Below are 26,189 nucleotides of genomic sequence, written 5' to 3' on the forward strand. Positions count from 1 at the left end.
GCAAGAGTGCTGTTTGAGCACTTTTGCTAAGCATGACTAAGAGAGGCAACTTATGGCTATCACAGTACACTGCGATATCGTAAGCGCTGAGCAAGAGATCTTTTCCGGTACGGTTCAGTCTCTTGTGGCTGCAGGCAGCTATGGCGATCTGGGCATTATGCCTGGTCATGCGCCATTGTTGACGACTCTGCAACCAGGTCCTGTTCGTGTGGTTAAAGAAAACGGTGATGAAGAGTTTATCTTTGTGTCTGGCGGCTTCCTAGAAGTTCAGCCACACCGCGTTACTGTTTTGGCTAACACCGCCACTCGTGCCAATGATCTGGACGAAGAGGCAGCACTAAAAGCTCAGGCGCATGCTAAAGAGCTTTTAGCGAATCAAAAACCTGATGTTGACTACACTCGTGCGACAGCTGAGTTGGCAGAAGCCGTTGCTCGTCTGCGTACACTTCAACAGTTTCGTGATCATAAATAATCGAAATGGTTGAGTAAGCGTCAAAAAAAGCAGCCCTTGGGCTGCTTTTTTTATGTCTTACTTTTTTATGTCTTATAAGCCGAACCAAATGGGGTTATAGCATTTTCCATAAGGTATCGAAAATGATCTGTTGGGCCTTTGCTATGTCCTGAGATTCCAGTACCACGGCCGATGGAAAATTATTGCTGGCGAGGGAAATAATGGCACATTTTGGTGGATAAATAGCAATGTAACTGGCGTCAACCGCCCCTTCTGTTTTAATCCATTTACGTTCGGACAGCTCCGCATCTTCACCACCGTCACCTAAAGCGATAACTTTTACATTGATCCCCAGCTTAATTCGTTGCTTGGTATAATTTGGAAAAGGGCGATACAAATACGGTCTTATGGGTTTGGATGAAAAGACACAATATTCTTTGTTATCCTGCTCGGAAACTACGTTTAGAATGTCCCGCAAAACCCATTCAATGCCATCATCTCCTTCATAATAACGCACATTCGTCTGGTGATAGTCCGGCTGTTGCTGGTGCAAATTTGGGATAATGGTGTTTTTTAACGATTCAATGGTTTTGTCCAAACGTTGACGTTTTTCCTCAGCCAGATCAAGTAAAATGTCTGGACTTTCCGCGGAGAAAAAGCGGCGTTTCCCCTTGGGGAAGTAGCTCACAACTCCTTTGCTTTGCAATTGCTTTAAGGATTCATAAGCACTACCACGGTTCACACCACTGTGTTCCGCGATATCTCGAATCGATGATGGACCTAATTTTAATAGGGTTTGATAAAGCAAGGTTTCTCGTGCTGTTAGTCCGAGTTGTTCAAACGCATCTTGGCTCATGGCGGATAAGGACACCTGATTAAAAACAAATAAGTGAGTAGAATACACCGAATAAGCGTGACACGCAGGTCTATTGTCCATGCGATAGACAAAGCGTACAGAGAAAAGTTTGGAGAGAAAAGTGACAGATGAACAACGATTTGGTGGCATTCGCCGCTTGTATGGCAATTTGGCTTATGAAGCGTTCCAGCGCTCGCACGTTTGTGTCATCGGGATTGGCGGCGTGGGCTCGTGGGCGGCAGAGGCATTAGCACGCTCCGGTATTGGTCGTATTACCTTGATCGATATGGATGATGTGTGTGTGACCAATACCAATCGTCAAATTCATGCGTTAGAGGGCAACGTTGGTAAAGCCAAAGTGGATGCCATGCAAGAACGCATCGCCTTGATTAACCCTGACTGTCAGGTGACTTGTGTAGAGGACTTCATTACCCCAGACAACCTTGCTGAGCTGCTCTCTGAGCCGTTTGATTACATTATTGACGCCATTGACAGTCTTAAGCCAAAAGCGGCTCTGGTGGCTTGGTGTAAACGTAACAAGCGAAAAATCATTACGGTTGGTGGTGCGGGCGGACAGATTGATCCAACACAAATCCAAATCGCGGATTTATCACGCACCGAACAAGATCCGCTCGCGGCCAAGTTGAGAAATTATCTGCGCCGCCATTATAACTTTCCTCGTAATACCAAGCGACGCTTTGAGATTGAATGTGTTTATTCCCTTGAACAGATAAAATACCCACAATTGGATGGAAGCGTTTCTGAATCTCGACAAAAAGGGGATACAGAAACCAAGATGAACTGTGATACGGGTTTTGGTGCCAGTACCGTGGTCACCGCAACCTTTGGTTTTGTGGCGGTGAGTCGAGTGTTACAAAAACTGGCTCACAAGGTGGACTAAGTAATGATACCGACCACAATGACTTTCTTTGAACGCTTTGAGGCCGATATTCTATCTGGCAAAAAGACCATTACTTTGCGTGATGACGCTGAAAAGCACTATGTTCCTGATTCCGTAGTAACTGTGTCTACTTTCGAAGATGGTCGTGAATTTTGTCGATTGAAAATAGTGTCTGTCGAGCCTGTTTTGTTTGACGCTTTAACGGATTATCATGCCGAACAAGAAAACATGACACTGGCTGAATTAAGGGAAGTGGTTCAAAACATTTACCCAGGGATTCAACAGTTGTATTTGATCTCTTATCAACTGCTTTATGCATAACAAACAAGCTGATTCTGCTCATCTAAAACAAAGAATGTCCCGCCTGACATCTTGTATGCAATATTAATATCTTGTTGTCATGTGCTACTGAAAATCTTAGTAAAACCAAGATCAATAGCTTAAAGCAGGATGGTAACGAATGATTTTAGTTCGATACTATCCTATTCAAAATCGCTAACACACCATTGGTTCTAGAGCTGGTTAAGTAGCTTGATAGGTTAAGTTCGGCTAGCTCTGCTTTGAGGTCCATTTGTTGGATATCATCCCGTGTTTTTCCTTGTACTAAGCTTAAGATGGCAACGAGTACACCACGCATGAGTTTGGCGTCGCTGTCAGCTTTGAAGTGGCGTTCATTACCTTTTTCTTCAACGATTAACCAAACAGCGCTTTCGCAGCCTTTTATTTTGTTTTCTTCTATTTTTTCGTCGGCGGACAAGCGCGTTAAGGTTTTGCTTAACGTTACTAATGCTTTGAAAGTGTCTTCTTTGCTTCGGCAAGCCTGTAGTTGGGCTTTTATGTTTACAGGCTTTTGTTGTTCTAAAGAGTCGGTCATCGCTTGTTACTCGTCGTCTAATAAATCAATTGCTTCGATTAAAACGTCGCAGAAACGCTCTGCTTCTTGCAAAGTATTATAACAAGCAAAGGATGCCCTGAGTGTTCCCATGACTCCAAGTTGTGCCATCAAGGGTTGGGCACAGTGGCTGCCTGCTCGAACAGCGATACCTTGGCTATCCAAATAGGCGTTGAGATCCAATGTATGGATATTGGGTACAGATAACGACACCAATGTGGTGTGCTGCTCAGGAGAGTATATTTCCACATTAGCGGCTTTTTGTAAGGTCACCCATACATGATGGGCAAGCTGTTGTTCCCAAGCTAGCATGCTTTGTCTGTCTTGTTGGTCGATAAAGTCGCAGGCGGTGGCCAAACCTATGGCACCTTCCATATGAGGAGTGCCCGCTTCAAGACGATAAGGTAAGACATTGAACTCAGTGGCTTGGTAAGACACCTTAGACACCATTTCGCCACCAGTTTGATAAGGCATTAACACTTCTAAAGCGTGGTGTTTGCCGTACAACACGCCAATACCGGTTGGACCATACATTTTGTGGCCTGAAAACACATAGAAATCACAATCAAGTTTCGCCACATCCACTGGGTAGTGAGCCACGGCTTGTGCGCCATCGACTAAGGTAAAAGCGCCGTGTTGTTTGGCCTGTTGGATAAGCATCTCAATGGGAGTATGAACGCCAATAGCATTAGAGACTTGTGTGACGGCAAAAATCTTAGTGCGTTTAGTAAAATAGTGAGTCAATTCCTCTTGCCATTGAGCATCTGATGTTAAAGGCAATACGCGCAGTCGTGCGCCTGTGCGAAACGCCAGTTGCTGCCAAGGCACCAGGTTAGCGTGATGTTCTAAACTGGTGATGAGTATTTCGTCACCGGCTTGAATCAGGTGTTCTAAGCCATAGGCCACAAGATTAATGGATTCTGTGGTGCCTTTTGTCCAAATAACCTGACTTTGTTCTGGCGCATTAAGGAATTGCGCCACGCGCTGTCGTGCGTTTTCAAACTGGTCCGTGGCCATATCACTCAAATAATGGGCGCCACGATGAACATTCGCATTGGCGGTTAAGTAATAGTTTTGCATGGCTTCTAACACACTTAATGGTTTTTGTGTGGTGGCCGCGTTATCCAAATAAATAAGAGGGTTGTCGTAGGCCTGTTGAGCCAAAATAGGAAATTGCGAACGAATGGAAAGAGGGTCGAATGCCATAACTGCCTAATATCGGTGATTCTTAGAAAACATCCGTAAAATTGTACCTTAATAGCCATAAAATTCAGGAATTAATGGCCTTTTACTTGCGTTTTTTTTAGACAGAGACAATGATTGATAACAGTTATAAATTTATTGTCTTAAAAAGGTACAAAGCCGTGGCGGATTTTTTATATAAGGGTGTCGTAGACTGGTTTTTGGAGCAAGTGTCGCAGGGTGTACTCAATCCTGGCGATAAAATGCTGTCACTGCGCGCTTTATCTAAGCAGCTTGGACTCAGTTTGAATACGGTCATTCATGGTTATGAATTACTAACAAAAGACGGTTGGATCGAGTCTCGCCCTAAATCTGGCTATTTTGTCTGTCATCGAAGCGAAGTAAAGCCGGCTTTGTTACTGGCTGGTGAGTCTCTACATGTCTCAACAGGACAAGACACAAAATCTGCTTGGGCATGCTTAGCTCATCACGGTGCTCTTGTGGATCAAGCCAATGCCTATGGTCAAAGCTCGTCTAAACAAGAAGACGATGCTTTGCCTGTCTTGGGTAAAGGCCATTTGGCAGTTCGGGAAGTGGTCAATGATTACTTGAAAGACATGGGCATTAAATCAAGAGCGTCCCAACTTTGGTTAGGGCGTTCCCCGTTGGCGATGTTGACTCAAAGTATTCAAACACTGACCGAGAAAGGGGACTCGGTTTTAGTGATTACGCCTTGTGATCCTAGATTGACCAGTACTCTACAAAGCTTGGGCCGTCGCGTTATTACCATCTCAGCTGGTGATCGTGGTGTGGATTTGGATTTGGCCATTCGTTGTTTGCGAGACGAGCCGATCAAACTCATCGTTTTACCAGGCCAGTTTGCTTTCCCTGCTGGGCAATTGATCAGCAATTTGAGTTTACGTCGCTGGTTAGCCATTATCGAAGAAACTCAATTACCAGTGATTGAATGGGACTTGTGTTCACATTTGGCTTATCGCAGCGGGCCATTATTGACCTATAAATCGTTAGATCAATCGGATCACATTGTTTACATAGGTGGCGTTGAGAGTAAAACCTCTGAGATGACAATGGCGTGGTGTTTACCGGGTCGCCATCATGAAGTATTGGATGGGGCTTTCTTAGCGGCTGACATGGCGTTGAATGATGTGCAGCAGGCTTGCCTGAGTGACATGCTTAAGATCAATAGCAAATCGTCTGTTATACGTCGAGCAAGGGACGTTTGGGCGAATGCAGAACGAATCAAAGCCTATTTAGATGAACAATTAGGAGACCAGATTAGCCTAGTTAGCAGTAAAGGTGGGATGGCGTTATGGATGCGCTTAGCAAAACCGGTCAATAAAGAGACCATGCCTGCTTTGATTGCGAGCTTTCGTCATGTCATTGTCCCTGGTGGTTTATTAAGCCTAGAGCAAGACGCAGATCACTGGCTCGCATTGAATGTGACGGTGGACGACGTCACGTCGGCTGTTAGTCTTTTAAAAGATTACTTATTGCCTGACTTGGGGATGTCTGAAGCCGCTTCTGACATCAATGTTGAAGTGACTTCCGGGCTGCCACAAGACGCTTTAACGAAACAAGAGTCATCCACAGAAGATCACGTTAACGCAACAACGGAACTGTCAGCAGATCAGCAAGAAGTTGAGACGTCCCGGGATAAGAGTCGGTCGGAAGAAGAAAGAAAAGCGCCTGAACCTCTCTATAACCCCATGTTGGATTTAATTAACCATGATTTTGGTTAGTCCAACCTCTATTAAGGTGCTTAAAGCGCCTTTTTAATGCTCTCAAGCATGCTCAAATGGTTTTGATAATCCAACGGAATGGAAATTAATTGATCGCCTTTTAATAAAGCTAATGAAGGAAAAGAGTTTAGATGTAAGTGCCTTGCTTGCTCTATTTCTTCTTCCAACAAAGCTTCTTTTTCAACGTGTATCATGGCTTTCTGAAAACCTTCGGCTTTTAATCCTATGTGTTCAGCACATTCGGTTAAGGTGTCTAAATTAGAAGGGTTTTTGGCGTCCAAATAATAGGCCTGCTGAATGGCATGGTACATTTCTTCTTCCAAACCAAAGTCACGAGCCACATAGCAAGCACGACAAGCAGGATAGGTAGAGCGTCTGGGTTCGTTAGTTTGCCAAAAATCGAAATTGAACTCTGTGCCGAGTTGTTGGTGAATGTTTTGCCAAGTCGCTTGTAACTTAGTACGCATGTCATTTGGCATGGGCGCATCAGAATCGACTGCTAAACCGCCTAGCATCGGCTGTATCGATAATTTTTCTTCGTCAATAAGCCCTTGAAGTGCTTTTTGGAGTTTGCTCCAAGTGGGGCGAAACCCCCAACACCAGCTGCACATTGGGTCATAACAATAAATCAGTGTAGCGGTCATTTTGCTCTCCTCTATAGACGAACTGTGATTACGCCAATAAAAAATACGGCATGACAAATTAGCAAATATGAACCAGAAGAGAAACAAAAAAGCGGCCATCCGTTTTAAACCGATGGCCGCTTCTCAGACTTATTTTAGCTTCGGCCGTGTTTAGCCTTTGATTACTTGAGCAATGGCTTCACACAAAGGGGCCATATTATCGTGCGTCATGCCCGCTACGTTAATACGTCCAGATCCGACAATGTAAATCCCGAACTCATTACGCAATTGGTTGACTTGATCTGGCGTTAATCCAGAGAAAGAGAACATACCTTGCTGCTGTGAGATGAAAGAAAAATCTTGTTCTACGCCTTTCGCTCTCAAGGTATTCACAAACAGGCTGCGCATTTCATGAATTCGTGTGCGCATGGTATCCAATTCGCTCTCCCATAAAGCATACAGCTCAGCGTCGTTCAAAATTTCAGCAACCACCGCTGAACCATGAGAAGGCGGGTTCGAGTAATTGGTGCGGATACAGCGCTTGATTTGAGTGAAAGCCGATTCCGCTTGCTCACTGGTTTCACAGACAATGGTTAATGCCCCAACACGTTCATTATATAAGCCAAAGTTCTTAGAGAAAGAACTGGCAATCATCATTTCAGGCACATGATCCAAGAAGGTTCTTAGGCCTTGGGCATCGTCGTTTAAGCTTTGTCCGAAACCTTGGTAAGCAAAATCAAACAGTGCTAAGAAACCTTGCTTACTGCAGAGCTTCGCTAACTGATACCACTGCTCTGGCGTTGGGTCGATACCGGTTGGGTTGTGACAACAGCCGTGAAATAACACCACATCGCCTTCAGGTACTTGCGATAGGCTAGCGAGCATGGCTTCAAAGTCTAATGTTTTGCTGTCAGCGTTATAGTACGAGTAACTGCCTACTTCTAAACCGACTGATTGGAAAACCGATTGGTGGTTTGCCCATGTTGGGTTGCTGACCCAAATAGTGGCTTCAGGAAGGTGTTTTTTAATGAATTCAGCCGCAACGCGAAGGGCACCAGTACCACCAGGAGTATGGGCAGTCTGAGCAAGTTGCTTGCTAATAATCGGGTGACCTTCACCAAACAATAAGGTTTGTACGGCACTGCGGTAATTAGGTCTACCTTCAATGCTTAAATAGGTTTTTGATGTTTCCTGGAACAACAAACGCTCTTCTGCTTGTTTTACAGCCTTTAAAATAGGCGTGTGGCCTTGTTCATCCTTATACACACCAACACCAAGGTTAATTTTGTTTGGGTTGGGATCTTTTTTGTAAGCGTCGTTCAGACCTAAAATTGGGTCCGCTGGAGCAGCTTGGATATGTTCAAACATGTTAACTCCCCAAGAGGGTTATTTTCTTTTTTATTATGGATTAGAAGATATTAAAAATCAGATATATGGTACTCGAAGACGTGAGTAACCGCTATAAATCAGGTCAAAAAGCAGGAGGAATTACTGTATTAAAATGTCATTTATCGTTAGAGCGTGTTTTTTTATGGTGAAGAGAGCTCCCCAAATACCAAATCGGCTTGGTTGACAGGGCTTCTAGCACGCTGCGCCTAGATTATTAGGTTGGGGCTAGGTATGTTTGATAATAGTGGTGATTTACTTAATCGTCCCAACCATTAGAAATGTCGTGATGTAAGCGTTTCTGTTCTAGGTGCTGTTCAATAGCGCGTCTCGCTTTTAGCATTCTAGCGGCATCATCCTTTTGATTGCGCTGTTTTTTTTCATTATCCAAACTAATCGAAGCGTGTAGAATATCTGTTTTTACTTCGGTTAGTGTTTCAGACAAATTGCTCATCGTAACCCCCTTTCTAGCCTTTCGATGACGTAGAAATGCACAGAGTACTGTCATCGATCGTTGAAAAAAGTCAAAATAGACAGACAACTTAGTTAAGGAAGGTGCGAATAAAGGGCAATCTACACGCCGACCCTTATGGGGATCAGAGCAACGCGAAAATGGTTGCTGTCGCCAGTGGCGCTTATTTGTACCTTCCCTAAAAACGTATAAAAAACGTAAATCGTTCAAAAATCAATCTATTTTTTACACGTTTTTTATGACAAACACATTAATTTAATTACGGCGGACGGTAATGGACGTTTCTTTTATCCTGGATTCATTGAATGACAAGCAACGCGAAGCGGTGGCAGCACCATTGCAAAACAGCTTGGTGTTAGCAGGGGCTGGATCAGGAAAAACTCGAGTATTAGTACATCGCATCGCTTGGCTGATGCACGCTTATGAGCTGTCTCCATACAGTCTAATGGCGGTAACTTTTACCAACAAAGCGGCTCGAGAAATGCAAGGGAGGATTGAAGAGCTGGTCGGCGTACCACCACAAGGTATGTGGGTGGGAACCTTTCATGGACTAGCACACCGTCTGTTACGCGCTCATTGGCGTGATGCGGGCTTGAAAGAAAACTTTCAGATCATGGACAGTGATGACCAACTGCGGTTGATTAAGCGCATCATGCGAGAGTTAAGCATTGATGATACCCGCTGGCCACCCAAACAAGTGGCGTGGTTTATTAACGGACAAAAAGACGAAGGCCGTCGTGCCGCCCATGTACCAGACAGCCATGACCCTTTCACGAAAGGCATGCGTGAGCTTTATTATCATTATGAAGAAGCCTGTGAACGAAGTGGATTATTAGACTTTGGTGAATTATTACTGCGCGCTCATGAGTTGATGCTCAGTACGCCAGCGTTACTACGTCATTACCAAGAGCGATTCCGCCACGTTTTAGTGGATGAGTTTCAAGATACCAACACCATTCAATACGCTTGGCTACGTGTCATGGTTGGCGATCAAGGTACGATCACGGCTGTAGGGGATGACGATCAGTCTATTTACGGTTGGCGTGGGGCGAAGATCGAAAACATCCATAACTTTAGCAAACACTTTGACCATGTTCAGACCATTCGCTTGGAGCAGAATTACCGTTCCACTGGCCATATCTTGAACGCGGCCAACGGTTTGATTCAACATAATGACGATCGGTTAGGCAAAGAACTGTGGACCGACAGCGGTGAAGGGGAACCCATTTCTGTCTACGCGGGTTTTAATGAACAAGATGAGGCGCGCTTCATTTTAGGCATCATTAAAGAATGGCGGGATAAGGGAACATCGCTCACGGACATGGCGATTCTATACCGTTCCAATGCTCAGTCTCGGGTGATTGAAGAGTGCCTTGTTAGGGAACAGATTGCTTATCGAATTTATGGTGGGCACAGATTTTACGACCGGTTAGAAATTAAAAATGCCTTGGCCTATGCTCGTTTAGCACTGGATCCAAATGATGATGGTGCCATGGAACGAGTGGTGAATGTTCCACCTCGTGGTATTGGTGAGCGCAGTATTGGTACGTTAAGAGAGATCGCGCGTGATCAAGGTTGCTCTATGTGGCAAGCCGCACAAGAAGTGGTGCGACAGTCTCTTATGCCGGCTCGTGCTACGAATGCGATTAAAACCTTCCTGCATCTTATTGAAGGTCTCAGTACGACGGTTCAGCAGCCAGATTTGAATCTCAATGACATTTTTGAACAGATCATCGATGAAGCCGGTTTGATTCCTTTTCATGAGAAAGAGAAAGGGGAGAAAGGCGAAGCACGCATTGAGAACTTAAAAGAGTTGGTCGGCGCCGCTGGTGGCTTTAGTTGGAACGACGAAGAGGAAGAATTTAGTTCGCCTCTGATGGCCTTTTTAGATCAAGCGGTATTGGATGCTGGCGATCAGCAGGCGGACGAATATCAAGATGCAGTGCAATTAATGACCTTGCACTCGGCAAAAGGGTTGGAGTTTCCTCTGGTGTTCTTAACGGGCGTCGAGGAAAACGTTTTCCCCAGTAAAATGTCATTTGAAGAGCCTGGCCGTTTAGAAGAAGAGCGACGCTTGTGCTACGTCGGTGTCACCCGAGCGATGGAAAAGTTATACATGACTTACGCTGAATCTCGTCGTTTATTTGGCAGTGAATCTTTTAACAGTCCATCTCGCTTTATCAAAGAAATACCACAAGAATGTCTGCAAGAAGTGCGTCTGCGTTCGCAGATCAGCCGTCCAGTGTCCTTACAGCGACCTGATTATCAAGCCGAGAAAGAGAAGCTGCAAAACAGCCGTGTCTTAAACCGTTATCAAGCACCAGAAGTGAATGTCAGCATGGGTGATCGTGTAAAACACCCCGTGTTTGGTGAAGGCTTAGTGGTGAACTACGAAGGTCAAGGGCCACAAGCACGCGTGCAGGTTAACTTTGATGACGAAGGCAGTAAGTGGTTGGTGTTGTCGTTTGCCAAATTAGAAGTGATGTAACTTATTGAAAATAAACAATTGTCACTTTTTTGTCGCCTAAATGTCGTGACATTTTTTTGAATGAGTATTTAGTCTGATGAAAAACGTTGAGCGGGATTTAAACATGATAGTAAAAACACTTAGATTGCAAAGAGGTTGGTCCCAAGATCAGCTTTCACAGTTATCAGGATTAAGTGTTCGTACTATTCAGAGAATTGAAAAGGGAAATTCTCCCGGCTTAGAGTCATTAAAATCCTTAGCTGCCGTTTTTGATGTGTCCATAAACTCTCTTCAAGGAGAAAAGGAAATGACCATTCAGACTGAGTATCAGCATGAACAATCCGAAAATTTTGAAGCAAATATCGCTCAAATAAGAGTGAATAAAATCGCTAAATTTTATCAGCGTGCGATTCGATATGGTGCCATTATCTGTCTGTTGTTCGCGATCAATATTTTTACTAGTACAGCGTATATATGGGCGGTTTGGCCCATGCTTGGCCTCGGTGTTAGTTTAGTTATTCGTGGCTTAGACGCATTTGGTTACATGAATTGGTTTGGTCCGGAATGGGAAAAGCGGCAATTAAATAAAAAATGAGGGTTTAGCATTGTCAGCCTGATGCTTTGTATTAGGAATGAGGATGCGTTGCTCATTCCTTTCTTCACTATTCTATTCAGCAAACCTTTCCTATCCCCTGTAAACTAATGCCATAACAAAGATAAAAGTAAGGGAGAGAAGTGATGATTCGAGTAGGACTGATTGGTTTTGGTTTGTCTGGTCGGGTGTTTCATGCGCCTTTTGTGGCAAATGATCCACACATGTCGTTAGCCTATGTTTGCAGTTCCAAAGCGGACGAAGTTACCGCCAGTTGGCCTGATGTGGCGGTTGTGGCGTTAGCAGAAGACGTTTTTACCGCACCAGATGTCGATTTAGTAGTGATTACGACGCCCAATCAGCTGCACTTTGATCAAGCCAAGCAGGCTTTGGAAAATGGTAAGCATGTTCTATTGGAAAAACCATCTGTCACCAGTGTTAAGCAAATAGAGTTTCTCTGTACCCTTGCTAAGCAGAAAAATTTGATCTTTTGTGTGTATCAAAATCGTCGTTTTGATGGTGATTTACGACGTTTAAAGTCTCTTATCGACAGTGGTGAGCTGGGTAATCTCAAACACTTAGATTCTCGCTTTGATCGCTTTCGTCCTTTCCCTCAATCCCGCTGGCGTGAAGAGCCAGGGGTTGGGACGGGTATCTTTTGGGATCTCGGGCCGCATTTATTGGATCAGGCCTTGTTTTTGTTTGGTCCTCCAAAATGGTTACACGCCAGCATTGATCGTTTGCGCGAAGCGAGTCAAACCCATGATTGGTTTGAAGTGGAACTGGGCTATGAAGATAAAAGGGTTCGTTTGGCCTCCACACCGTTTGAAGCAGGTGATATGCGCCGTTTTAACGCAAGGTTTGATAAGGGGAGTTGGCAATGCCTTGGTTTAGACCCGCAAGAAGAGGCTTTGAGAGCAGGGCAAATGCCTTGGCAAGAAGGCTTTCCATCACAAGCTCAACAACAGACGAACAAACGTTTCATTGCACATACTCAAGATGATATTGAGACCATAGTAGAGGCGTCGACGGCAGGGCAATACGCGTCATTTTACGCGCAACTAAGACAAGCTATCTTAGGCCAAGCGGATGCCCCTGTTTCTATGACCCAAGCTTGCCAATTGATCTATTTGCTTTGTTTAGCGGAGCAATCAGCCGAGACTGGGCAGCGTGTCTCATGGCATTACGCGACTCAATATTAGGAATTTGCTTAAATTCTGACTTTTTATTCAAAAAAGGTTGAGCAAAATTCCTACACTTCTTATTATCTGTCGCCCTTTTCGTGTTTTTTGCAAGAAAAGGGCACTTTTCTGTCTGATCTATAATAAAAAATACAATCGATGGCGCATTTAGGGTGCTCTATTGATTCAACCTATCTCAATGTTTGGTGATGAAGATTACACCGACATGTCACAGACAGCATCTCATCATAATTAAGTAACTGGCTTCCTAAGGGAAAAAAATGCGTAAATTAATGGTAATGGGCAAATTGGCGTTCGCTGGTTTATTCGCCCTTCTTTTGGTCGCTTGTGGCGGCTCTGAAAAAGTTAAAGACACAGCACAAGCAGAACAGAAAGCGAAAACTATCCACTGGAAAATGGTTACCACTTGGCCAAAGAACTATCCAGGTTTGGGCACAGGTGCACAAGCATTGGCTGATAACATTAAGCTGATGTCGAATGGTCGATTGGACATCAAAGTCTATGCTGCGGGCGAATTGGTGCCAGCATTAGAAGTATTTGATGCGGTGTCTCGTGGCACAGCACAAATGGGTCATGGTGCGTCTTATTACTGGAAAGGCAAAGTGCCAGCGGCGCAGTTCTTTACCACGGTACCGTTTGGTTTAACGGCACAAGAATTCAATTCTTGGGTGGCCTACGGTGGCGGTCAAGAATTGTGGGATGAGCTATATGCTCCATTCAATTTGATTCCAATGGCTGCGGGTAATCCTGGCGTGCAAATGGGTGGTTGGTTCAATAAAGAGATTAACTCCTTGGCGGATTTTCAAGGTCTGAAAATGCGTATGCCTGGGTTAGGTGGCGAAGTCTTGAAGAAAGTCGGTGCGATGCCAGTTAACTTGCCTGGTGGTGAAGTCTTTACCGCGCTACAAACAGGCACCATTGATGCTACCGAGTGGGTTGGTCCCTATAATGATTTAGCGTTTGGTTTATACAAAGCGGCTAAGTACTACTATTTTCCTGGTTGGCATGAGCCTGGCTCTGCGGTAGAAGCTCTTTTTAACAAAGAGGCGTTTGAAGCGCTTCCTGCTGATTTACAAGCCATTGTTCGTACGGCGGTTAAGCAAGCTAATCTGGACATGATCAATGAGTTTACCGCTCGTAATAATGCGGCCTTACAGACTCTAATCAATGAACATCATGTGGTATTGAAAGCGTACCCTGCGGATTTATTGTTAGCGCTTAAAAAAGCATCTTACGAAACCATTGCTGAGGTAGCTGCACAAGACCCGCAAAGCCAGAAGGTTTATGAGTCTTTTAAAACCTTCTTAAATTCTGTCAGCGCTTGGCACGATGTGTCTGAGCGAGCATTTATTAACGCTCGTGCCGCTGAATAGACATGGACTATAGGTTGGCCGTTTCAGCCAATCATTCCAGTGATAAATAAAAAACGCTTTTCTCTGTTGAGGAAGGCGTTTTTTGTTTTACGCCGAAAAAATCCTCTAAATCAACAATAAATAACAAAAAGGCCTTGAGAGCAGGCTCAGCAATTCATACTATCTCAATCACTTAGTGCATAAAATGTGTCTATCGAGTTCTGTTTTTTTACATATTTAAAGGCAGGCATGTGATTAGGGTTGCATAAATAGATTTTTTACCAAGCTAAGTCCTATAAAAATAAGTGAAACTAGCCTCTTGAGGGATAACGAATGAGTAAAATAAAAACCTGGAGTAAGTTGGCATTGCTCGGCTTAACAACGGCGACTTTGGTAGCCTGTGGTGGTTCTGATAAAGCGGAAGAAACCGCAAAAGTGGAAACCAAAGCAGAAGTTATCAATTGGAAAATGGTCACCACTTGGCCAAAGAACTTCCCTGGTTTGGGAACGGGTGCTGAAAACCTAGCGAAAAGCATCAATGAAATGTCCAATGGTCGTATCAACATTAAAGTCTACGCAGCGGGTGAATTAGTACCGGCACTTGAAGTATTTGATGCTGTGTCTCGCGGTACGGCTCAGATGGGTCATGGCGCAGCGTATTACTGGAAAGGCAAAGCCCCAGCCGCACAGTTTTTCACTGCGGTTCCTTTTGGTTTCACAGCACAAGAAATCAACTCTTGGATTCATCATGGTGGTGGCTTAGCACTGTGGGAAGAAATTTATGAACCTTTTAACCTAATCCCTATGGCGGCCGGTAACACAGGCGTACAAATGGGTGGTTGGTTTAACAAAGAAATCAACTCGCTAGAAGACTTTCAAGGCTTGAAAATGCGTATCCCTGGTTTGGGTGGCGAAGTCTTGAAAAAAGTCGGTGGTATTCCAGTTAACTTACCTGGCGGTGAAATCTTCACTTCCTTGCAAACGGGTGCGATTGATGCGACCGAATTTGTTGGTCCATACAATGATCTAGCCTTTGGTTTGTACAAAGCAGCGAAATACTACTACTACCCAGGTTGGCATGAGCCAGGTTCTACTATGGAAGCCATCTTTAACAAAGAAGCGTTTGAGGCCCTGCCGAAAGACTTGCAGTTGATCGTTCGTGCAGCAGCTCGTCAGGCCAATGCGGAAATGTTGGATGAATTTACCGCGTTGAACAACTCTGCATTACAAACCTTAGTGAATGATCACAATGTGTCTTTGAAACCTTTCCCTGAAGATGTGTTGTCTGCTTTGAAGAAAGCATCTGCAGAAACGCTAGAAGAAGTGGCGGCAGCGGATCCAATGAGCCAAAAGGTATATGACTCCTTCAAAGACTTTGGCAGCAAAGTTCGAGCATGGCACGAAGTTTCTGAGCGTGCTTACATCAATGCTCGTGAAATTGATTAAGCGTCACTGAGTTGATAAAAAGCGAGTTTACAAAACGTAAACGCATAAAAAACGCCTTTTGTCTTAGACAAAAGGCGTTTTTGTTTTGGCCTGTAAGGCAGAACTAAAGTGCAATGGGCGTTTAGTCGTTCATGCTACCCAGTTCTAATAGAGTCGCATTACCACCGATCGCTGTTGTGTTGTTCGACACGGTGCGTTCTGTCACGAAGCGCAGTATGTAATGCGGCTTGGCGATGGTCGACAGCTTTTCACTCTCTGTTTCTGCAACTAACTGACAAATAAGTCCAGATTTTGCTGCGAGCGTTTGATTCAATACCATGGCTTGTGCTGGTTCACACAATACAGCCACGCCAGCTAAATCGTCTGCTTCAATGAGTGAATCTTTAGCGGACTCGGCAATGTTCTGAATCACCCCTTCAGGGACAAAAGGCGCAATGTAATCCATGATTTGCTGACCTTCTGAGCCAACCGTAATGACGGGATTACCAGCGATTAACGCCGTAAAAACTTGTCCAACCAAGCCCACTTTCGCTTTATCCGAGGATATCTCGGAATAGCATAAGAAAGCACCTCGTCCTTGGTTGGAAAGTTCGTTACTTTCACCGGTTGGTCCCGGCATGATGCGAGTTTCAGCGATTTCTTTACGGGCATTTTCAATCTGCCATGTCGCCATTTGCTTTTGCTCGGCGGTAAAGGCATACAGGCTTTGCAGCAATTTCTCTGCACGGCCATGAACACCCAACATATCCCATTTTTCGAACACAGCTTGCGCGACCTGAATTTGAATAGGTTTTACGATTGTCATATCTGTCTCCCCTTAAAGGTCTTGTTCTGTCGCGAAACGTTGTAGGTAGTGAGGTCCGCCTGCTTTTGGTCCGGTACCAGATAAGCCTTGGCCACCAAATGGTTGTACACCAACTACGGCACCGACTTGGTCACGGTTAATGTATAGGTTGCCGACACGAGCGCGGTTAGCGATACGCGCACACGTGGTCTCGTTGCGGCTGTGTACGCCCATAGTTAAACCAAAACCAGATTGGTTGATGGTGTCGATGATTTTGTTCAGATCACGTGCTTTATAGCGTACTACGTGCAATATAGGACCAAACTTTTCATCGGTTAACTGGTCAATACTGTCGATCTCAAAGGCCGTTGGTGGCACAAAGGTGCCTTTGTTCGCAAGGGTTGGTAATTCTGTCTGCGCGATTAGTTTGCCCACCTTGGTCATGTGTTCAATGTGTTCAAGCAACATCGTTTGTGCTTTTTGATCAATTACCGGGCCCACATCGGTACTGTGCAGGTAAGGCAAGCCAACGCTTTGTTCTTGCATCGCGCCCTTGATCATTGGAATCACGCGATCGGCAATATCCTCTTGAACAAACATCACACGTAAAGCAGAACAACGCTGACCTGCTGAAGCAAAGGCCGAGCGTACTGCATCACGAACCACTTGCTCTGGTAAAGACGTTGAGTCAATGAGCATGGCATTTTGACCGCCGGTCTCAGCAATCACCGGCACAGGTGCAACATCACGTGCGGCTAGGGTGCGGTTGATCAATTGTGCGGTACCTGTAGAGCCTGTGAATGCCAAGCCAGCAATGCGCTTATCGTTGGTTAAAGGAGCACCTACGCTGGCACCATCACCAGGTAATAGGTGTAAAACATCGCCTGGCACGCCAGCTTGATGCAACAATTCGATGGCACGTACCGCGATTAAACTGGTTTGCTCCGCAGGTTTAGCAACGACTGTGTTACCGACGACGAGCGCCGCGACCACTTGGCCTGTGAAGATAGCCAATGGGAAGTTCCATGGGCTGATGCAGGTAAACACCCCTCGTCCTTTCAACTGTGCCAGTTTTTCTTGGCCTAGGAAGTCAGTGTACTTGTGTGGTTCCGCAAAGTTACTACGAGCTTGTTGTGCATAGTAACGACAGAAATCCACGGCTTCGCGAACTTCGTCAATGCTGTCCTGAATGGTTTTACCCGCTTCACGATGACAAAGTGCCATCAATTCAGGGTAATTTTCTTCCATGAGGTCGGCCATTTTATCTAGGCAATCGGCTCGTTCTGAGGTTGGTCGCGCGGACCAAGCAGGGAAGGCCGCTTGCGCTAAATCAATGGCTTTAGCCACGGTTGTTTGGTCTGCCCAATCAATCTCACCAACCGCTTGGCCGTGGTCGTATGGGCTCTTGATGGCGTGTGTTTGTCCGGTTTCGACTTTTTCACCGCCAACAATAGGGTAAGCGCGCCATTGCGTTTCTTGTCCCATGAAGGTATCAATCTGCGCTTTGAAAGGGCGCCAATCTGATTCAATTTCTATGTTTGGTCCGAAAGAGTTTTTGCGATCCGCAAACAACTTGCTAGGCAAATTAATATGAGGGTTGGCCAAAGATTGACGGCTTTCCAATGTCGTCACTGGGTGATGTACCAGATCTTCAATTGGATAACTGGCATCAATCAAGCGGTGAACAAAGGAGCTGTTCGCCCCATTTTCCAGTAAGCGACGTACTAGGTAAGGTAGCAAGTCTTTATGGCTGCCTACTGGGGCATAAATGCGCACACACAAATCATTTTCTTTGATTAGGTGATTGTATAAAGCATCGCCCATACCGTGTAGACGTTGGAATTCAAATTCGTCATTTTGAGCACCCAGCTGCTTCGCTAAGCAACTAATGGTCGCAATGGTATGTGCATTATGGCTAGCAAATTGTGGGAAAATGTTGGCGCGGGTGTGTTCACTCAATAGGAAGTGGGCACAAGCAAGGTAAGAAACGTCGGTCGCTTCTTTACGAGTGTACACAGGGTAACCATCAATGCCACGCTGTTGGCAGAGTTTGATCTCAGAGTCCCAGTAAGCGCCTTTTACTAGGCGTACAGGAATGCGATCGCCTTGTTCTTTGGCCAAGGCCGCAAGCCAAGCTAGTACCGGTAGAGCACGCTTAGAGTAGGCCTGAACGACCAAACCAAATAGTCCCCAACCCTGTGATACTTCATCACGGTACAGTTTTTCGAACAAATGCAGGGAAAGTTCCAAGCGGTCTGCTTCTTCGGCGTCTATGGTGATGCCAACGTTAAGCGCACGTGCTTTGGCGATTAAGCCTTTGACGCTGTCGAACAGCTCGCTCATCACGCGCTCTTCGTTAGCCACTTCATAGCGAGGGTGAAGTGCGGATAGCTTAATTGAGATGGTTGGACGATGACCCTTGTTGTAAGTGTCTTTACCAACGGATTCAACGGCTTGCTCGTATGAGCGTAAGTATTTTTGAGCGTCGTCAGCGGTTAACGCCGCTTCACCCAACATATCGAACGAATAGGTATAGCCTTTATCGCGATAGCCTTTACCACGAGATAACGCTTCCTTGATGCTACGACCTAATACAAATTGATGCCCCATGATTTTCATAGCTTGGTTCATGGCTTTACGGATGACGGGCTCTGACACTCGATTAACCATGCGATTCACTAGGTTAGCAGGTGTGCCATCTTGGCGTTCATCCATGGTGACTATTTTACCAGTGAGAAGCAGTCCCCAAGTGGATGCATTGACAAAGAAAGAGTCTGAATTTTTAGCGTGGGAAGCCCAGTCTGCGACACTTAATCTGTCTTTGATGAAGGCGTCAGCGGTTTCCTTGTCAGGTACACGCATTAGTGCTTCGGCAAGACACATTAACAAGATGCCTTCTTTTGTATCCAGACTGTATTCCAGTAGCAGTGCATCAATCATAGACATGCTGTCGTCATCTTTACGCACTTCCGCAATCAGCTTAGATGCCGCATCAGTATGACTGGCTAGCTCTGTTTCCGTGGGTTTTGCCAAAGGCAAAAGTTCTTTTAACCAGCTTTCTTCGTCCGCTTTGTAAAGAGGGGATATGAGCTGCCACAACTCATTGAGTGGCTTTTGAATGAAGTTAGGTTGTAATACCTCAATCGCTTTAAACATGGTTGTTTTCTCCCGCGGGCAGCAATAAATCTCGTGTTAATTTGACGGCCGCACATTGTGATAGAGCACATATCACCTTGCTGTTGACTTGCATCCCTAAGTCAGCAAAGCGTATGTCTGGATAATGGGCACACTTTAGTGACAGAAGGGGGAAACTGTCTTTCGAAAAAATCGTTTTTTTTTATAAGAAAATCCGGCTCATGGGCGACGATAGGGTATTTTGCCTACAAGTTCGGTTTTTATGAGGGATATAACGTAAAAAGAAACCTGCCTGTCACTCTCTTAAAGATAGAAGAAAAAGACCGTTTGTCTATTATCGAACACTAAATTGCTTCTGATAACGCAGGGGCGTGATGCCGAGGGTTTGCGAAAAAATATTGGTCATCGCACTTTGGCTGGAGAAACCGCACATTTCTGCCACCTGAATCGGTGGAAAGCCTTCCTGTAATAACGTTTGGGCACGTTCTAAGCGTTTACGCATCAAATATTGATGAGGCGTCATACCGGTGCGATCTTTAAAACGCTCATGAAATTGGCTGACACTGAGGAAGCAGAAGTTAGCCAGTTGATCAATGTGCACCTTACGAGACAGGTTAAGTTCGATGAATTGGTCCAGTTTGTCGATGTCTAACTGGTTACCACGAGTACGTACATCTTTGCTGTTGACCTGATGGCGAATCGCGCTAAGCAAGGTGTTACCACAGGCTCGGGCTAAAATTGGATCATCTGGGTACTGTTGTAATTCCCCTGATAAGGCTGATGCTAAAATTTGCAGACGTGGACTGAGTTCAAAATAGGCGGCCTGATCAAAAATTCGAGAGACTATTTCATATTCTTCATCGGTAATGCTTTTTTGCGGTGGGACTGGCAGGTTGACCACCATGATGCGGTTTTCGCCTAACCCTGCGAAAGCGTGGGAATTGGCCGAGGGTAAAATACAGCCTTCACCTGAATGCAATTCTTTGCCTTTTCCCTGAATATCGAAGTCTGTATTGCCATCTAACACAATCACCAATTGATGGTAGTCGTGGTCGTGGGCATCCGCTTCATTTGGGAGGCTAAATACATCGGATTCAGACGAGGTCAAAATTCACCTATAGGATTTAATTTAAAAAAGAAGTATAGCCCTGTTGGATTGCCTTTGACAGAGTGTTTTTTTGGGAGATGGCGCATTTTTCATCCTTTTCCGTCGAAAAAACGACATCAAATAAAAACGGCGCGGTCAATTGACCGCGCCGTTATGGGTTTTGCGCCGGTTAAATTAGCTAACTCGGATAACAAGGTTTCCTAAGGCACCCGATTTGAGAACATCGTCATGAGCTTGGGCTAGCTCAGTGAGTTCATAGGTTCGGCGAATTACTGGTTTCAACATGCCTTTTTCAAACAAAGGTTTAAGCGCTTTAGCAATCAAGGCCAGCTCAGCTGGTTTGACATTGGCAAGTGCCACACCAAATACTGCTGCATCACGTGCCATTAAGTCACGTGGATTGATTTCGACCGTACCACGGTTTCCGACCACAGCAACTCGACCACCAAAGGTCAGTGCTTTTAAATCTTGATCTAAATTGTGGTTTGCTAACATTTCAATGATGACGTCAAAGCCAGTTGGCAAAGACTGGAAAGGCGCTAAATGGTCACCTTGATTGTGCATGATGACAGTTTCAACACCTTGTTCACGTAACAGTTTGGCACCGTCTTCAGTTCCTGCACTGGCAACCACATCCATACCTGCTGCAAGAGCCAGTTGAACCGTTGCGATACCAACGGCCCCTGTGGCGCCGTGTACCAGTACTTTATCGCCAGTTTTTGCATTGGCTCGACCAAATAACGCGCGATGCGCTGTGGTATAAGGAATGCCTACGCAAGCGCCTTCTTCGAAACTTAATGCATCGGCTAACGGATAGGTATGTGTCGTCGCGCAAACACAGTACTCTGCCGATGAGCCGCTTAAGTTGCGGCTGAAATAAACTCGTTGCCCTACTGTAAACTCTGTGACATCACTACCAATGGCAGAGATGGTGCCTGCACCATCAGAACCCGGTGTATGAGGGAAACTGGCAGTGTAATTATTCGTGCCTGAACGAATGTAGGTATCGACAGGGTTTACCCCAGCAGCACCGACTTTCACTAAAATTTGGTCGGCAGCTGGAGTGGGTTGGGGAGCCTCTGTCAAAGCAAGAGCGCTGGCAGGACCATATTCTTGAATTTGCATTGCTTTCATAAAACTATCCTCAGTCTGCGTAGACTTGTTCAGGTAACCAAGTAGCAAGGTCAGGCCAGATTGACAGCATCAGCAAGACAACCAGCTGGATGATGATAAATGGCACAACCCCTTTGTAAATGGATTGTGTTTTGACTTCTGGTGGTGCCACACCACGTAAATAGAAGAGGGCAAAACCAAATGGTGGTGTTAAGAAAGACGTTTGTAGGTTAATTGCCATCATAATACCAAGCCACACTGGATCGAGTCCCATTGCCAACAGTACAGGCGCCACGATTGGTACAACAACGAAGGTGATTTCGATGAAGTCTAGGATGAAGCCTAGGAAGAACATCAATAACATCACCACAATCATGGCACCCACAACGCCACCAGGCAGTTGAGAGAAGAAGTCTTGAATCAGTTCTTCACCACCGAACCCGCGGAATACCAATGAAAATAACGAGGCACCGATCAAGATCATAAAGACCATACAGGTGACCTTAGTGGTGGAGTAGACCGCCTCTTTTAGTGTTTTTAAGCTCAATTTACCACTTACCCAAGCCAGTAGGGCCGCGCCTAGTGCTCCAACGCCTGCCGCTTCAGTTGGGGTGGCTATACCGGTTAGGATGGAACCCAGTACAGCAAATATTAGAATCAGCGGCGGTAATAAGCCTTTGAATAATTGCAGTGCCAATGGCTCAGTTGAACCGCTGCGCAATTCTTCACGTGGTACCGCAGGGGCTTTATGAGGCTGTAGCCAAGCAACGATGATGACATACAAAATGTAGAAGGCAACCAGAATGAGACCTGGGATTAAAGCACCAACAAACAAATCACCGACGGAAATGGTTTTCGGTGAAAAAATTCCCATCTCCAGCTGAGCTTTTTGGAAAGCGTTGGACATCACGTCGCCCAGTAGTACTAAGGCAATGGATGGTGGAATGATTTGTCCTAAGGTACCTGTCGCACAAATGGTTCCGGTTGCAAGTGCAGGGTCATAACCACGGCGTAACATAGTCGGTAATGAAATCATCCCCATGGTGACCACGGTTGCACCGACAATCCCTGTACTGGCGGCCAACAACATACCGACAAGAATAACGGAAATACCTAAGCCGCCACGCATGGTGCCAAACAGCATGGCCATGGATTCCAAAAGGCGTTCGGCAAGTTTGGATTTTTCCAAGAGCACGCCCATTAACACGAATAAGGGCACGGCAATGAGGGTTTCGTTACGAACAATACCGAATAAACGGTTTGGTAGGGCTTCGAGGAAGACGCCATCAAATGTCCCAAATAATGAACCAAACGCCGCAAAAATTAAGGCCGTACCGCCAAGAGAAAATGCCACTGGGTAGCCGAATAATAAGCAAACACAAACGCCTGCAAACAGCCATAAAGGTAAAAATTCAGCCATGGGTTAAGTCCTCTGAGCAGCGCGAGCGGCCGTAATAACGCCAAGATTTTTTAAAATATCGGCCATACCTTGAATGATGAGGCTAACCATCATTAAAGGAATCAGGGTTTTAAGCAGATAAACGAAAGGTAAGCCACCAGGCTCTTGGGAGGTTTCTAATACACGCCAAGAAGCACCAACATATTCTAGGCTTAAGTATGCGGTATACAGAGTAAAAGGTAACAGGAAGAAAACCCCGCCTATCAGGTTGACCCAAGCTTTTTTGGTTGCAGAGAAGTCGCGGTAAAACACATCCACTCGAACGTGTTCGTCTTCTTTGAAGGTATAGGCCGCACCCAACATAAAGACCAGAGCATGAAAATAGAGAACCGATTCTTGTAATGCAATGGAGCCAATACCAAAACCATAGCGGAGCAGAACAATGAGGCAGGTAAGTAGCATCATCATCAATGTGAGCCAAGCAACGCATCTCCCCGTGTATTGGGAAATGGCCTCAGCCAAGCAAATTAGTTTGTTAAACATTAAAATACCCACAGTTTTTAATCATTATTATCGGACGCTTCCCCCACAGGAAAAATCCGACCGATAGTCTATTGGATAACGTATCGCTTGGGAATATTACAGAAGGTTTGAAAGGCAAGTTAGACGGTATTTAAAGGGAATTAAGTGATTTTGATAGTAAATGCAGTGAGTGAGTATACAGAATACGCTAAAAAACAGACACGACTTGGTCGAGTCTATTTATTAAAGTACTACTTAGTTTGGTTTTTACGACAAAATAGTAAAATTTACTATCATTGAAACTCATGTTGAAGATTGGACTAGGGGCTCGGCAAGTTTTTTGCTTGAAAAATTCTATTAATTTGAACCCTTGCTGCCTTTAGTGATTTTCTTGTGCGCCATCGAGTTAAAGGTGCAATATAACCATAAATTGGAAAGATGGTTTTTTTCGGCGGCACTAAACCGTCGATGATAAACAGCTTGTTGTTAGATAAGACTAAATTCCTTAAGCCTGAATCAATAAAAGAAATGGCATTTTCAAATAAATATTGTTCAAGTTCAGAGAGTAATTCCTCAGTACTGTTTTTATCAGAGTCCTCTCTTCTTAAGTAATCTTCAAGAACGACTGTATTAGAACCTGCAATCAAGTCAAAGACCAACCCCTGGCCTAGAGTTGTTTTAACAAAACCATAGCATTTTGGTATATGTCTAAATGTTATACGTTTTTTATTTAAATGGCGGTAATACTTATATTCTCTATGGTTGATGTCATCTACCATGTGCTCTTTTAGTATTTTTATACACTTATCGCTTTCGTTTGGGTGCTGATAGCAATTTCTAGTTTTACCGCTGCCAATTTTTTTTGCGTTTTTTAAATCAATCATTGGTCTTACATCTTATCTTAAATCCGCTTAATTCGTATTAAGTGACTGAAAGGCTATGCCGTAATTTTTTGCTTACTTAAACCAAATATCATACCTATGATATTCCGTGTTCGAATCCGGCATCCTTATGCTTTTTATTTATAAAACCAGCTTCAATAACCGCTATTTTAACTCGCTCAAATAAAGGGAGCAATGTAAAGAAGCTGAAAACAGGCGTATTTAAAGTGGTGTGCCTAGTAAGTTGAAATAAAAAGTGCCGCCTTTCCAGGGCAAGAACGTGAATGTTTTTTAACCAATTCAGTGTCAGTTTAGTGAGTTGACTTACTGATAAGCCTAGATCAAGACTACGCAATTTTTAAGTGGCAAACTCTGGACATTGACGCTTTTTCTCAGCATTTCAAGAACATTCAAGACCCAAGACAAGCGGCTAAAATCACCTATTCTCTATTTGATGTTCTATTCTTATCCATTTGTAGTGTGGTTAGCGGAGCTTCTGGCTGGGAGGATATTGAAGATTTTGGAGAAGCACATCGCCTCTAGTTACAGGAAAAAGGGCTTTTTCCTCAAGGTGTGCTCACTCACGATACCATTGCTCGTATCATTTTCCGGCTCAACACCACTCAGTTTCGAGAATGCTTTATTAACTGGGCGAAGTCTGTCTCAAAATTGACCTCTGGAGAGATCATTGCCATTGATGGTAAAACACTCAGAGGTTCTTATAACCGAGAGGATCGCCAATCCGCCATCCACATGGTCAGTGCCTTCGCCACACTCAATGGTGTCGTCATGGGGCAAATAAAGACAGAAGAAAAATCGAGTGAAATCACGGCTATCCCAGCATTACTAAGGCTTTTGGATATAAAAGGCAGCCTTGTCTCTATTGATGTCATGGGATGTCAGAAAAACATTGCAAAGCAGATTGTGACACAAAAAGGTGATTATCTTTTAGTGGTAAAAGGCAACCAAGATGGCTTACACCGTGCGGTTAAACAAGCTTTACAGAGAGTATTTATCTTCCTGTTGATCCGAAACAGATACAAATTACCCGGGGGCATGGACGCTACGAAGCCAGAGAATATAAGGTATTACCTGCTACGGCTTTAGTAGGGGAATTTGAAGAATGGACAGGGGTGAAAACCATTGGTGTCGCCAATGGGTTATCGTCTTGAAAAGAAAGCCCAGCAATACTCTTTAGAATACCGCTATTACATCAGTTCTGCAGATTTAGATACGTCCCGATTTGCCGAAACAGTTCGAGGTTATTGAGGCATAGAAAATAGCTTACATTGGGTGCTTGATGTCTCGATGAATGAAGACAAATGTCCAATCTATAACGGAGAATCGGCCGAAACATTAGCCACGATGAGGCATTTTGCTTTAAACATGCTGCGAGCCGAAACGAGCAAAAAGGCCAGCATCCGGCGCAAACAAAAAATTGCCAGTATGGACATAGAGTATTTGGATAAGGTGCTAGCGGCAGGCTTAAAAGTCGTGGCAGAAGAGTAAATGAGATGGGCAGAGCTGATCGAAATATGTTCACGCTCTTACTCTGGTTACACTTCGCACTTCGGACTTGAATTCAGGCCCTAGAGGTGGCGTGAATAAGTCTACTAATCCTCAGTCTTTCAGAGAAAGCGTCAAACAAGGCGCAACTCTATATAC

Annotated in this window: 22 protein-coding genes and 1 pseudogene; 10 read left to right on the forward strand and 13 right to left on the reverse strand. The window is 44.8% G+C overall.

Annotated features, from left to right (window positions below):
* Positions 1 to 52: 52 nt before the first annotated feature.
* Positions 53 to 472, forward strand: coding sequence for a F0F1 ATP synthase subunit epsilon (locus tag ACHUFM_RS06320; RefSeq protein ID WP_063332345.1), 420 nt, complete (start codon positions 53 to 55; stop codon positions 470 to 472).
* Positions 473 to 566: 94 nt separating this feature from the next.
* Here the strand turns inward: ACHUFM_RS06320 and ACHUFM_RS06325 are convergent, their stop codons facing one another.
* On the reverse strand, positions 567 to 1,307 hold the full coding sequence (locus ACHUFM_RS06325; protein WP_394180808.1) for a TrmB family transcriptional regulator: 741 nt from the start codon (positions 1,305 to 1,307) through the stop codon (positions 567 to 569).
* 121 nt (positions 1,308 to 1,428) lie between these two features.
* Between ACHUFM_RS06325 and tcdA the strand changes: the two genes are divergently transcribed.
* Positions 1,429 to 2,208, forward strand: a complete 780-nt coding sequence (gene tcdA, locus ACHUFM_RS06330; RefSeq protein ID WP_394180643.1) for a tRNA cyclic N6-threonylcarbamoyladenosine(37) synthase TcdA — start codon at positions 1,429 to 1,431, stop codon at positions 2,206 to 2,208.
* Between the two features lie 3 nt (positions 2,209 to 2,211).
* A complete protein-coding gene (gene yqfB / locus ACHUFM_RS06335; RefSeq protein ID WP_394180645.1) occupies positions 2,212 to 2,529 on the forward strand; it encodes a N(4)-acetylcytidine aminohydrolase in 318 nt (105 codons plus the stop codon).
* 145 nt (positions 2,530 to 2,674) lie between these two features.
* Here yqfB and ACHUFM_RS06340 read toward each other — a convergent pair whose 3' ends face one another.
* Both ACHUFM_RS06340 and ACHUFM_RS06345 read right to left on the reverse strand, forming a co-directional pair.
* Complete coding sequence (locus tag ACHUFM_RS06340; protein WP_394180647.1) at positions 2,675 to 3,082, reverse strand: SufE family protein; 408 nt, start codon at positions 3,080 to 3,082, stop codon at positions 2,675 to 2,677.
* A gap of 6 nt (positions 3,083 to 3,088) precedes the next feature.
* A complete protein-coding gene (locus ACHUFM_RS06345) occupies positions 3,089 to 4,306 on the reverse strand; it encodes an aminotransferase class V-fold PLP-dependent enzyme (RefSeq protein WP_394180649.1) in 1,218 nt (405 codons plus the stop codon).
* Between the two features lie 158 nt (positions 4,307 to 4,464).
* Between ACHUFM_RS06345 and ACHUFM_RS06350 the strand changes: the two genes are divergently transcribed.
* The gene (locus ACHUFM_RS06350; RefSeq protein ID WP_394180651.1) at positions 4,465 to 6,042 is read left to right on the forward strand and encodes a GntR family transcriptional regulator; all 1,578 of its coding nucleotides are present in this window, start codon (positions 4,465 to 4,467) and stop codon (positions 6,040 to 6,042) included.
* A gap of 20 nt (positions 6,043 to 6,062) precedes the next feature.
* Here the strand turns inward: ACHUFM_RS06350 and ACHUFM_RS06355 are convergent, their stop codons facing one another.
* The 3 genes from ACHUFM_RS06355 to ACHUFM_RS06365 form a co-directional block, all read right to left on the reverse strand.
* Entirely contained in the window at positions 6,063 to 6,686 is a 624-nt protein-coding gene (locus tag ACHUFM_RS06355) for a DsbA family protein (protein WP_394180653.1), read from the reverse strand.
* Between the two features lie 150 nt (positions 6,687 to 6,836).
* Complete coding sequence (locus ACHUFM_RS06360; RefSeq protein ID WP_394180654.1) at positions 6,837 to 8,033, reverse strand: amino acid aminotransferase; 1,197 nt, start codon at positions 8,031 to 8,033, stop codon at positions 6,837 to 6,839.
* Between the two features lie 277 nt (positions 8,034 to 8,310).
* The gene (locus ACHUFM_RS06365) at positions 8,311 to 8,505 is read right to left on the reverse strand and encodes a PA3496 family putative envelope integrity protein (RefSeq protein WP_394180656.1); all 195 of its coding nucleotides are present in this window, start codon (positions 8,503 to 8,505) and stop codon (positions 8,311 to 8,313) included.
* Between the two features lie 292 nt (positions 8,506 to 8,797).
* Here ACHUFM_RS06365 and uvrD point away from each other — a divergent pair, with 292 nt between their 5' ends.
* The 5 genes from uvrD (at position 8,798) to ACHUFM_RS06390 (ending at position 15,582) form a co-directional block, all read left to right on the forward strand.
* On the forward strand, positions 8,798 to 11,011 hold the full coding sequence (gene uvrD / locus ACHUFM_RS06370) for a DNA helicase II (RefSeq protein ID WP_394180658.1): 2,214 nt from the start codon (positions 8,798 to 8,800) through the stop codon (positions 11,009 to 11,011).
* Between the two features lie 76 nt (positions 11,012 to 11,087).
* Positions 11,088 to 11,585, forward strand: a complete 498-nt coding sequence (locus ACHUFM_RS06375) for a 2TM domain-containing protein (RefSeq protein ID WP_394180660.1) — start codon at positions 11,088 to 11,090, stop codon at positions 11,583 to 11,585.
* Between the two features lie 143 nt (positions 11,586 to 11,728).
* The gene (locus ACHUFM_RS06380; protein WP_394180662.1) at positions 11,729 to 12,784 is read left to right on the forward strand and encodes a Gfo/Idh/MocA family oxidoreductase; all 1,056 of its coding nucleotides are present in this window, start codon (positions 11,729 to 11,731) and stop codon (positions 12,782 to 12,784) included.
* 260 nt (positions 12,785 to 13,044) lie between these two features.
* The gene (locus tag ACHUFM_RS06385) at positions 13,045 to 14,157 is read left to right on the forward strand and encodes a TRAP transporter substrate-binding protein (protein ID WP_394180664.1); all 1,113 of its coding nucleotides are present in this window, start codon (positions 13,045 to 13,047) and stop codon (positions 14,155 to 14,157) included.
* Between the two features lie 312 nt (positions 14,158 to 14,469).
* Positions 14,470 to 15,582: a TRAP transporter substrate-binding protein gene (locus ACHUFM_RS06390; RefSeq protein ID WP_394180665.1), complete on the forward strand. Its 1,113-nt coding sequence runs from the start codon at positions 14,470 to 14,472 to the stop codon at positions 15,580 to 15,582.
* Positions 15,583 to 15,703: 121 nt separating this feature from the next.
* Here the strand turns inward: ACHUFM_RS06390 and ACHUFM_RS06395 are convergent, their stop codons facing one another.
* From ACHUFM_RS06395 to ACHUFM_RS06425, 7 genes are all read right to left on the reverse strand, one after another.
* Positions 15,704 to 16,387: a 1-pyrroline-5-carboxylate dehydrogenase gene (locus ACHUFM_RS06395; RefSeq protein ID WP_394180667.1), complete on the reverse strand. Its 684-nt coding sequence runs from the start codon at positions 16,385 to 16,387 to the stop codon at positions 15,704 to 15,706.
* 12 nt (positions 16,388 to 16,399) lie between these two features.
* Positions 16,400 to 19,522, reverse strand: coding sequence for a bifunctional proline dehydrogenase/L-glutamate gamma-semialdehyde dehydrogenase PutA (gene putA, locus ACHUFM_RS06400; RefSeq protein ID WP_394180669.1), 3,123 nt, complete (start codon positions 19,520 to 19,522; stop codon positions 16,400 to 16,402).
* Positions 19,523 to 19,835: 313 nt separating this feature from the next.
* Entirely contained in the window at positions 19,836 to 20,609 is a 774-nt protein-coding gene (locus ACHUFM_RS06405; protein ID WP_113873143.1) for a helix-turn-helix domain-containing protein, read from the reverse strand.
* Between the two features lie 174 nt (positions 20,610 to 20,783).
* The gene (locus ACHUFM_RS06410) at positions 20,784 to 21,743 is read right to left on the reverse strand and encodes an NADPH:quinone reductase (protein WP_394180672.1); all 960 of its coding nucleotides are present in this window, start codon (positions 21,741 to 21,743) and stop codon (positions 20,784 to 20,786) included.
* A gap of 10 nt (positions 21,744 to 21,753) precedes the next feature.
* Positions 21,754 to 23,142: a TRAP transporter large permease gene (locus tag ACHUFM_RS06415; protein WP_394180674.1), complete on the reverse strand. Its 1,389-nt coding sequence runs from the start codon at positions 23,140 to 23,142 to the stop codon at positions 21,754 to 21,756.
* 3 nt (positions 23,143 to 23,145) lie between these two features.
* Positions 23,146 to 23,664, reverse strand: coding sequence for a TRAP transporter small permease subunit (locus tag ACHUFM_RS06420; protein WP_394180676.1), 519 nt, complete (start codon positions 23,662 to 23,664; stop codon positions 23,146 to 23,148).
* Between the two features lie 299 nt (positions 23,665 to 23,963).
* Positions 23,964 to 24,527 (reverse strand): YrbL family protein, encoded by a 564-nt coding sequence (locus ACHUFM_RS06425; RefSeq protein ID WP_394180678.1) that lies wholly within the window; start codon positions 24,525 to 24,527, stop codon positions 23,964 to 23,966.
* 369 nt (positions 24,528 to 24,896) lie between these two features.
* Between ACHUFM_RS06425 and ACHUFM_RS06430 the strand changes: the two are divergent.
* Positions 24,897 to 26,033: pseudogene (locus ACHUFM_RS06430) on the forward strand (ISAs1 family transposase).
* Positions 26,034 to 26,189: the final 156 nt, after the last annotated feature.

This window comes from Marinomonas posidonica (assembly GCF_043643765.1).
GTDB lineage: Bacteria > Pseudomonadota > Gammaproteobacteria > Pseudomonadales > Marinomonadaceae > Marinomonas > Marinomonas posidonica_A.

Bases quoted from the DNA above. Each gene is read 5' to 3' on its own strand.
- ACHUFM_RS06320 (WP_063332345.1), top strand. From the start codon at position 53: ATGGCTATCACAGTACACTGCGATATCGTAAGCGCTGAGCAAGAGATC.
- ACHUFM_RS06325 (WP_394180808.1), bottom strand. From the start codon at position 1,307: ATGAGCCAAGATGCGTTTGAACAACTCGGACTAACAGCACGAGAAACC.
- yqfB (WP_394180645.1), top strand. From the start codon at position 2,212: ATGATACCGACCACAATGACTTTCTTTGAACGCTTTGAGGCCGATATT.
- ACHUFM_RS06340 (WP_394180647.1), bottom strand. From the start codon at position 3,082: ATGACCGACTCTTTAGAACAACAAAAGCCTGTAAACATAAAAGCCCAA.
- ACHUFM_RS06345 (WP_394180649.1), bottom strand. From the start codon at position 4,306: ATGGCATTCGACCCTCTTTCCATTCGTTCGCAATTTCCTATTTTGGCT.
- ACHUFM_RS06355 (WP_394180653.1), bottom strand. From the start codon at position 6,686: ATGACCGCTACACTGATTTATTGTTATGACCCAATGTGCAGCTGGTGT.
- ACHUFM_RS06360 (WP_394180654.1), bottom strand. From the start codon at position 8,033: ATGTTTGAACATATCCAAGCTGCTCCAGCGGACCCAATTTTAGGTCTG.
- ACHUFM_RS06365 (WP_394180656.1), bottom strand. From the start codon at position 8,505: ATGAGCAATTTGTCTGAAACACTAACCGAAGTAAAAACAGATATTCTA.
- uvrD (WP_394180658.1), top strand. From the start codon at position 8,798: ATGGACGTTTCTTTTATCCTGGATTCATTGAATGACAAGCAACGCGAA.
- ACHUFM_RS06375 (WP_394180660.1), top strand. From the start codon at position 11,088: ATGAAAAACGTTGAGCGGGATTTAAACATGATAGTAAAAACACTTAGA.
- ACHUFM_RS06380 (WP_394180662.1), top strand. From the start codon at position 11,729: ATGATTCGAGTAGGACTGATTGGTTTTGGTTTGTCTGGTCGGGTGTTT.
- ACHUFM_RS06385 (WP_394180664.1), top strand. From the start codon at position 13,045: ATGCGTAAATTAATGGTAATGGGCAAATTGGCGTTCGCTGGTTTATTC.
- ACHUFM_RS06390 (WP_394180665.1), top strand. From the start codon at position 14,470: ATGAGTAAAATAAAAACCTGGAGTAAGTTGGCATTGCTCGGCTTAACA.
- ACHUFM_RS06395 (WP_394180667.1), bottom strand. From the start codon at position 16,387: ATGACAATCGTAAAACCTATTCAAATTCAGGTCGCGCAAGCTGTGTTC.
- putA (WP_394180669.1), bottom strand. From the start codon at position 19,522: ATGTTTAAAGCGATTGAGGTATTACAACCTAACTTCATTCAAAAGCCA.
- ACHUFM_RS06410 (WP_394180672.1), bottom strand. From the start codon at position 21,743: ATGAAAGCAATGCAAATTCAAGAATATGGTCCTGCCAGCGCTCTTGCT.
- ACHUFM_RS06415 (WP_394180674.1), bottom strand. From the start codon at position 23,142: ATGGCTGAATTTTTACCTTTATGGCTGTTTGCAGGCGTTTGTGTTTGC.
- ACHUFM_RS06420 (WP_394180676.1), bottom strand. From the start codon at position 23,664: ATGTTTAACAAACTAATTTGCTTGGCTGAGGCCATTTCCCAATACACG.
- ACHUFM_RS06425 (WP_394180678.1), bottom strand. From the start codon at position 24,527: ATGATTGATTTAAAAAACGCAAAAAAAATTGGCAGCGGTAAAACTAGA.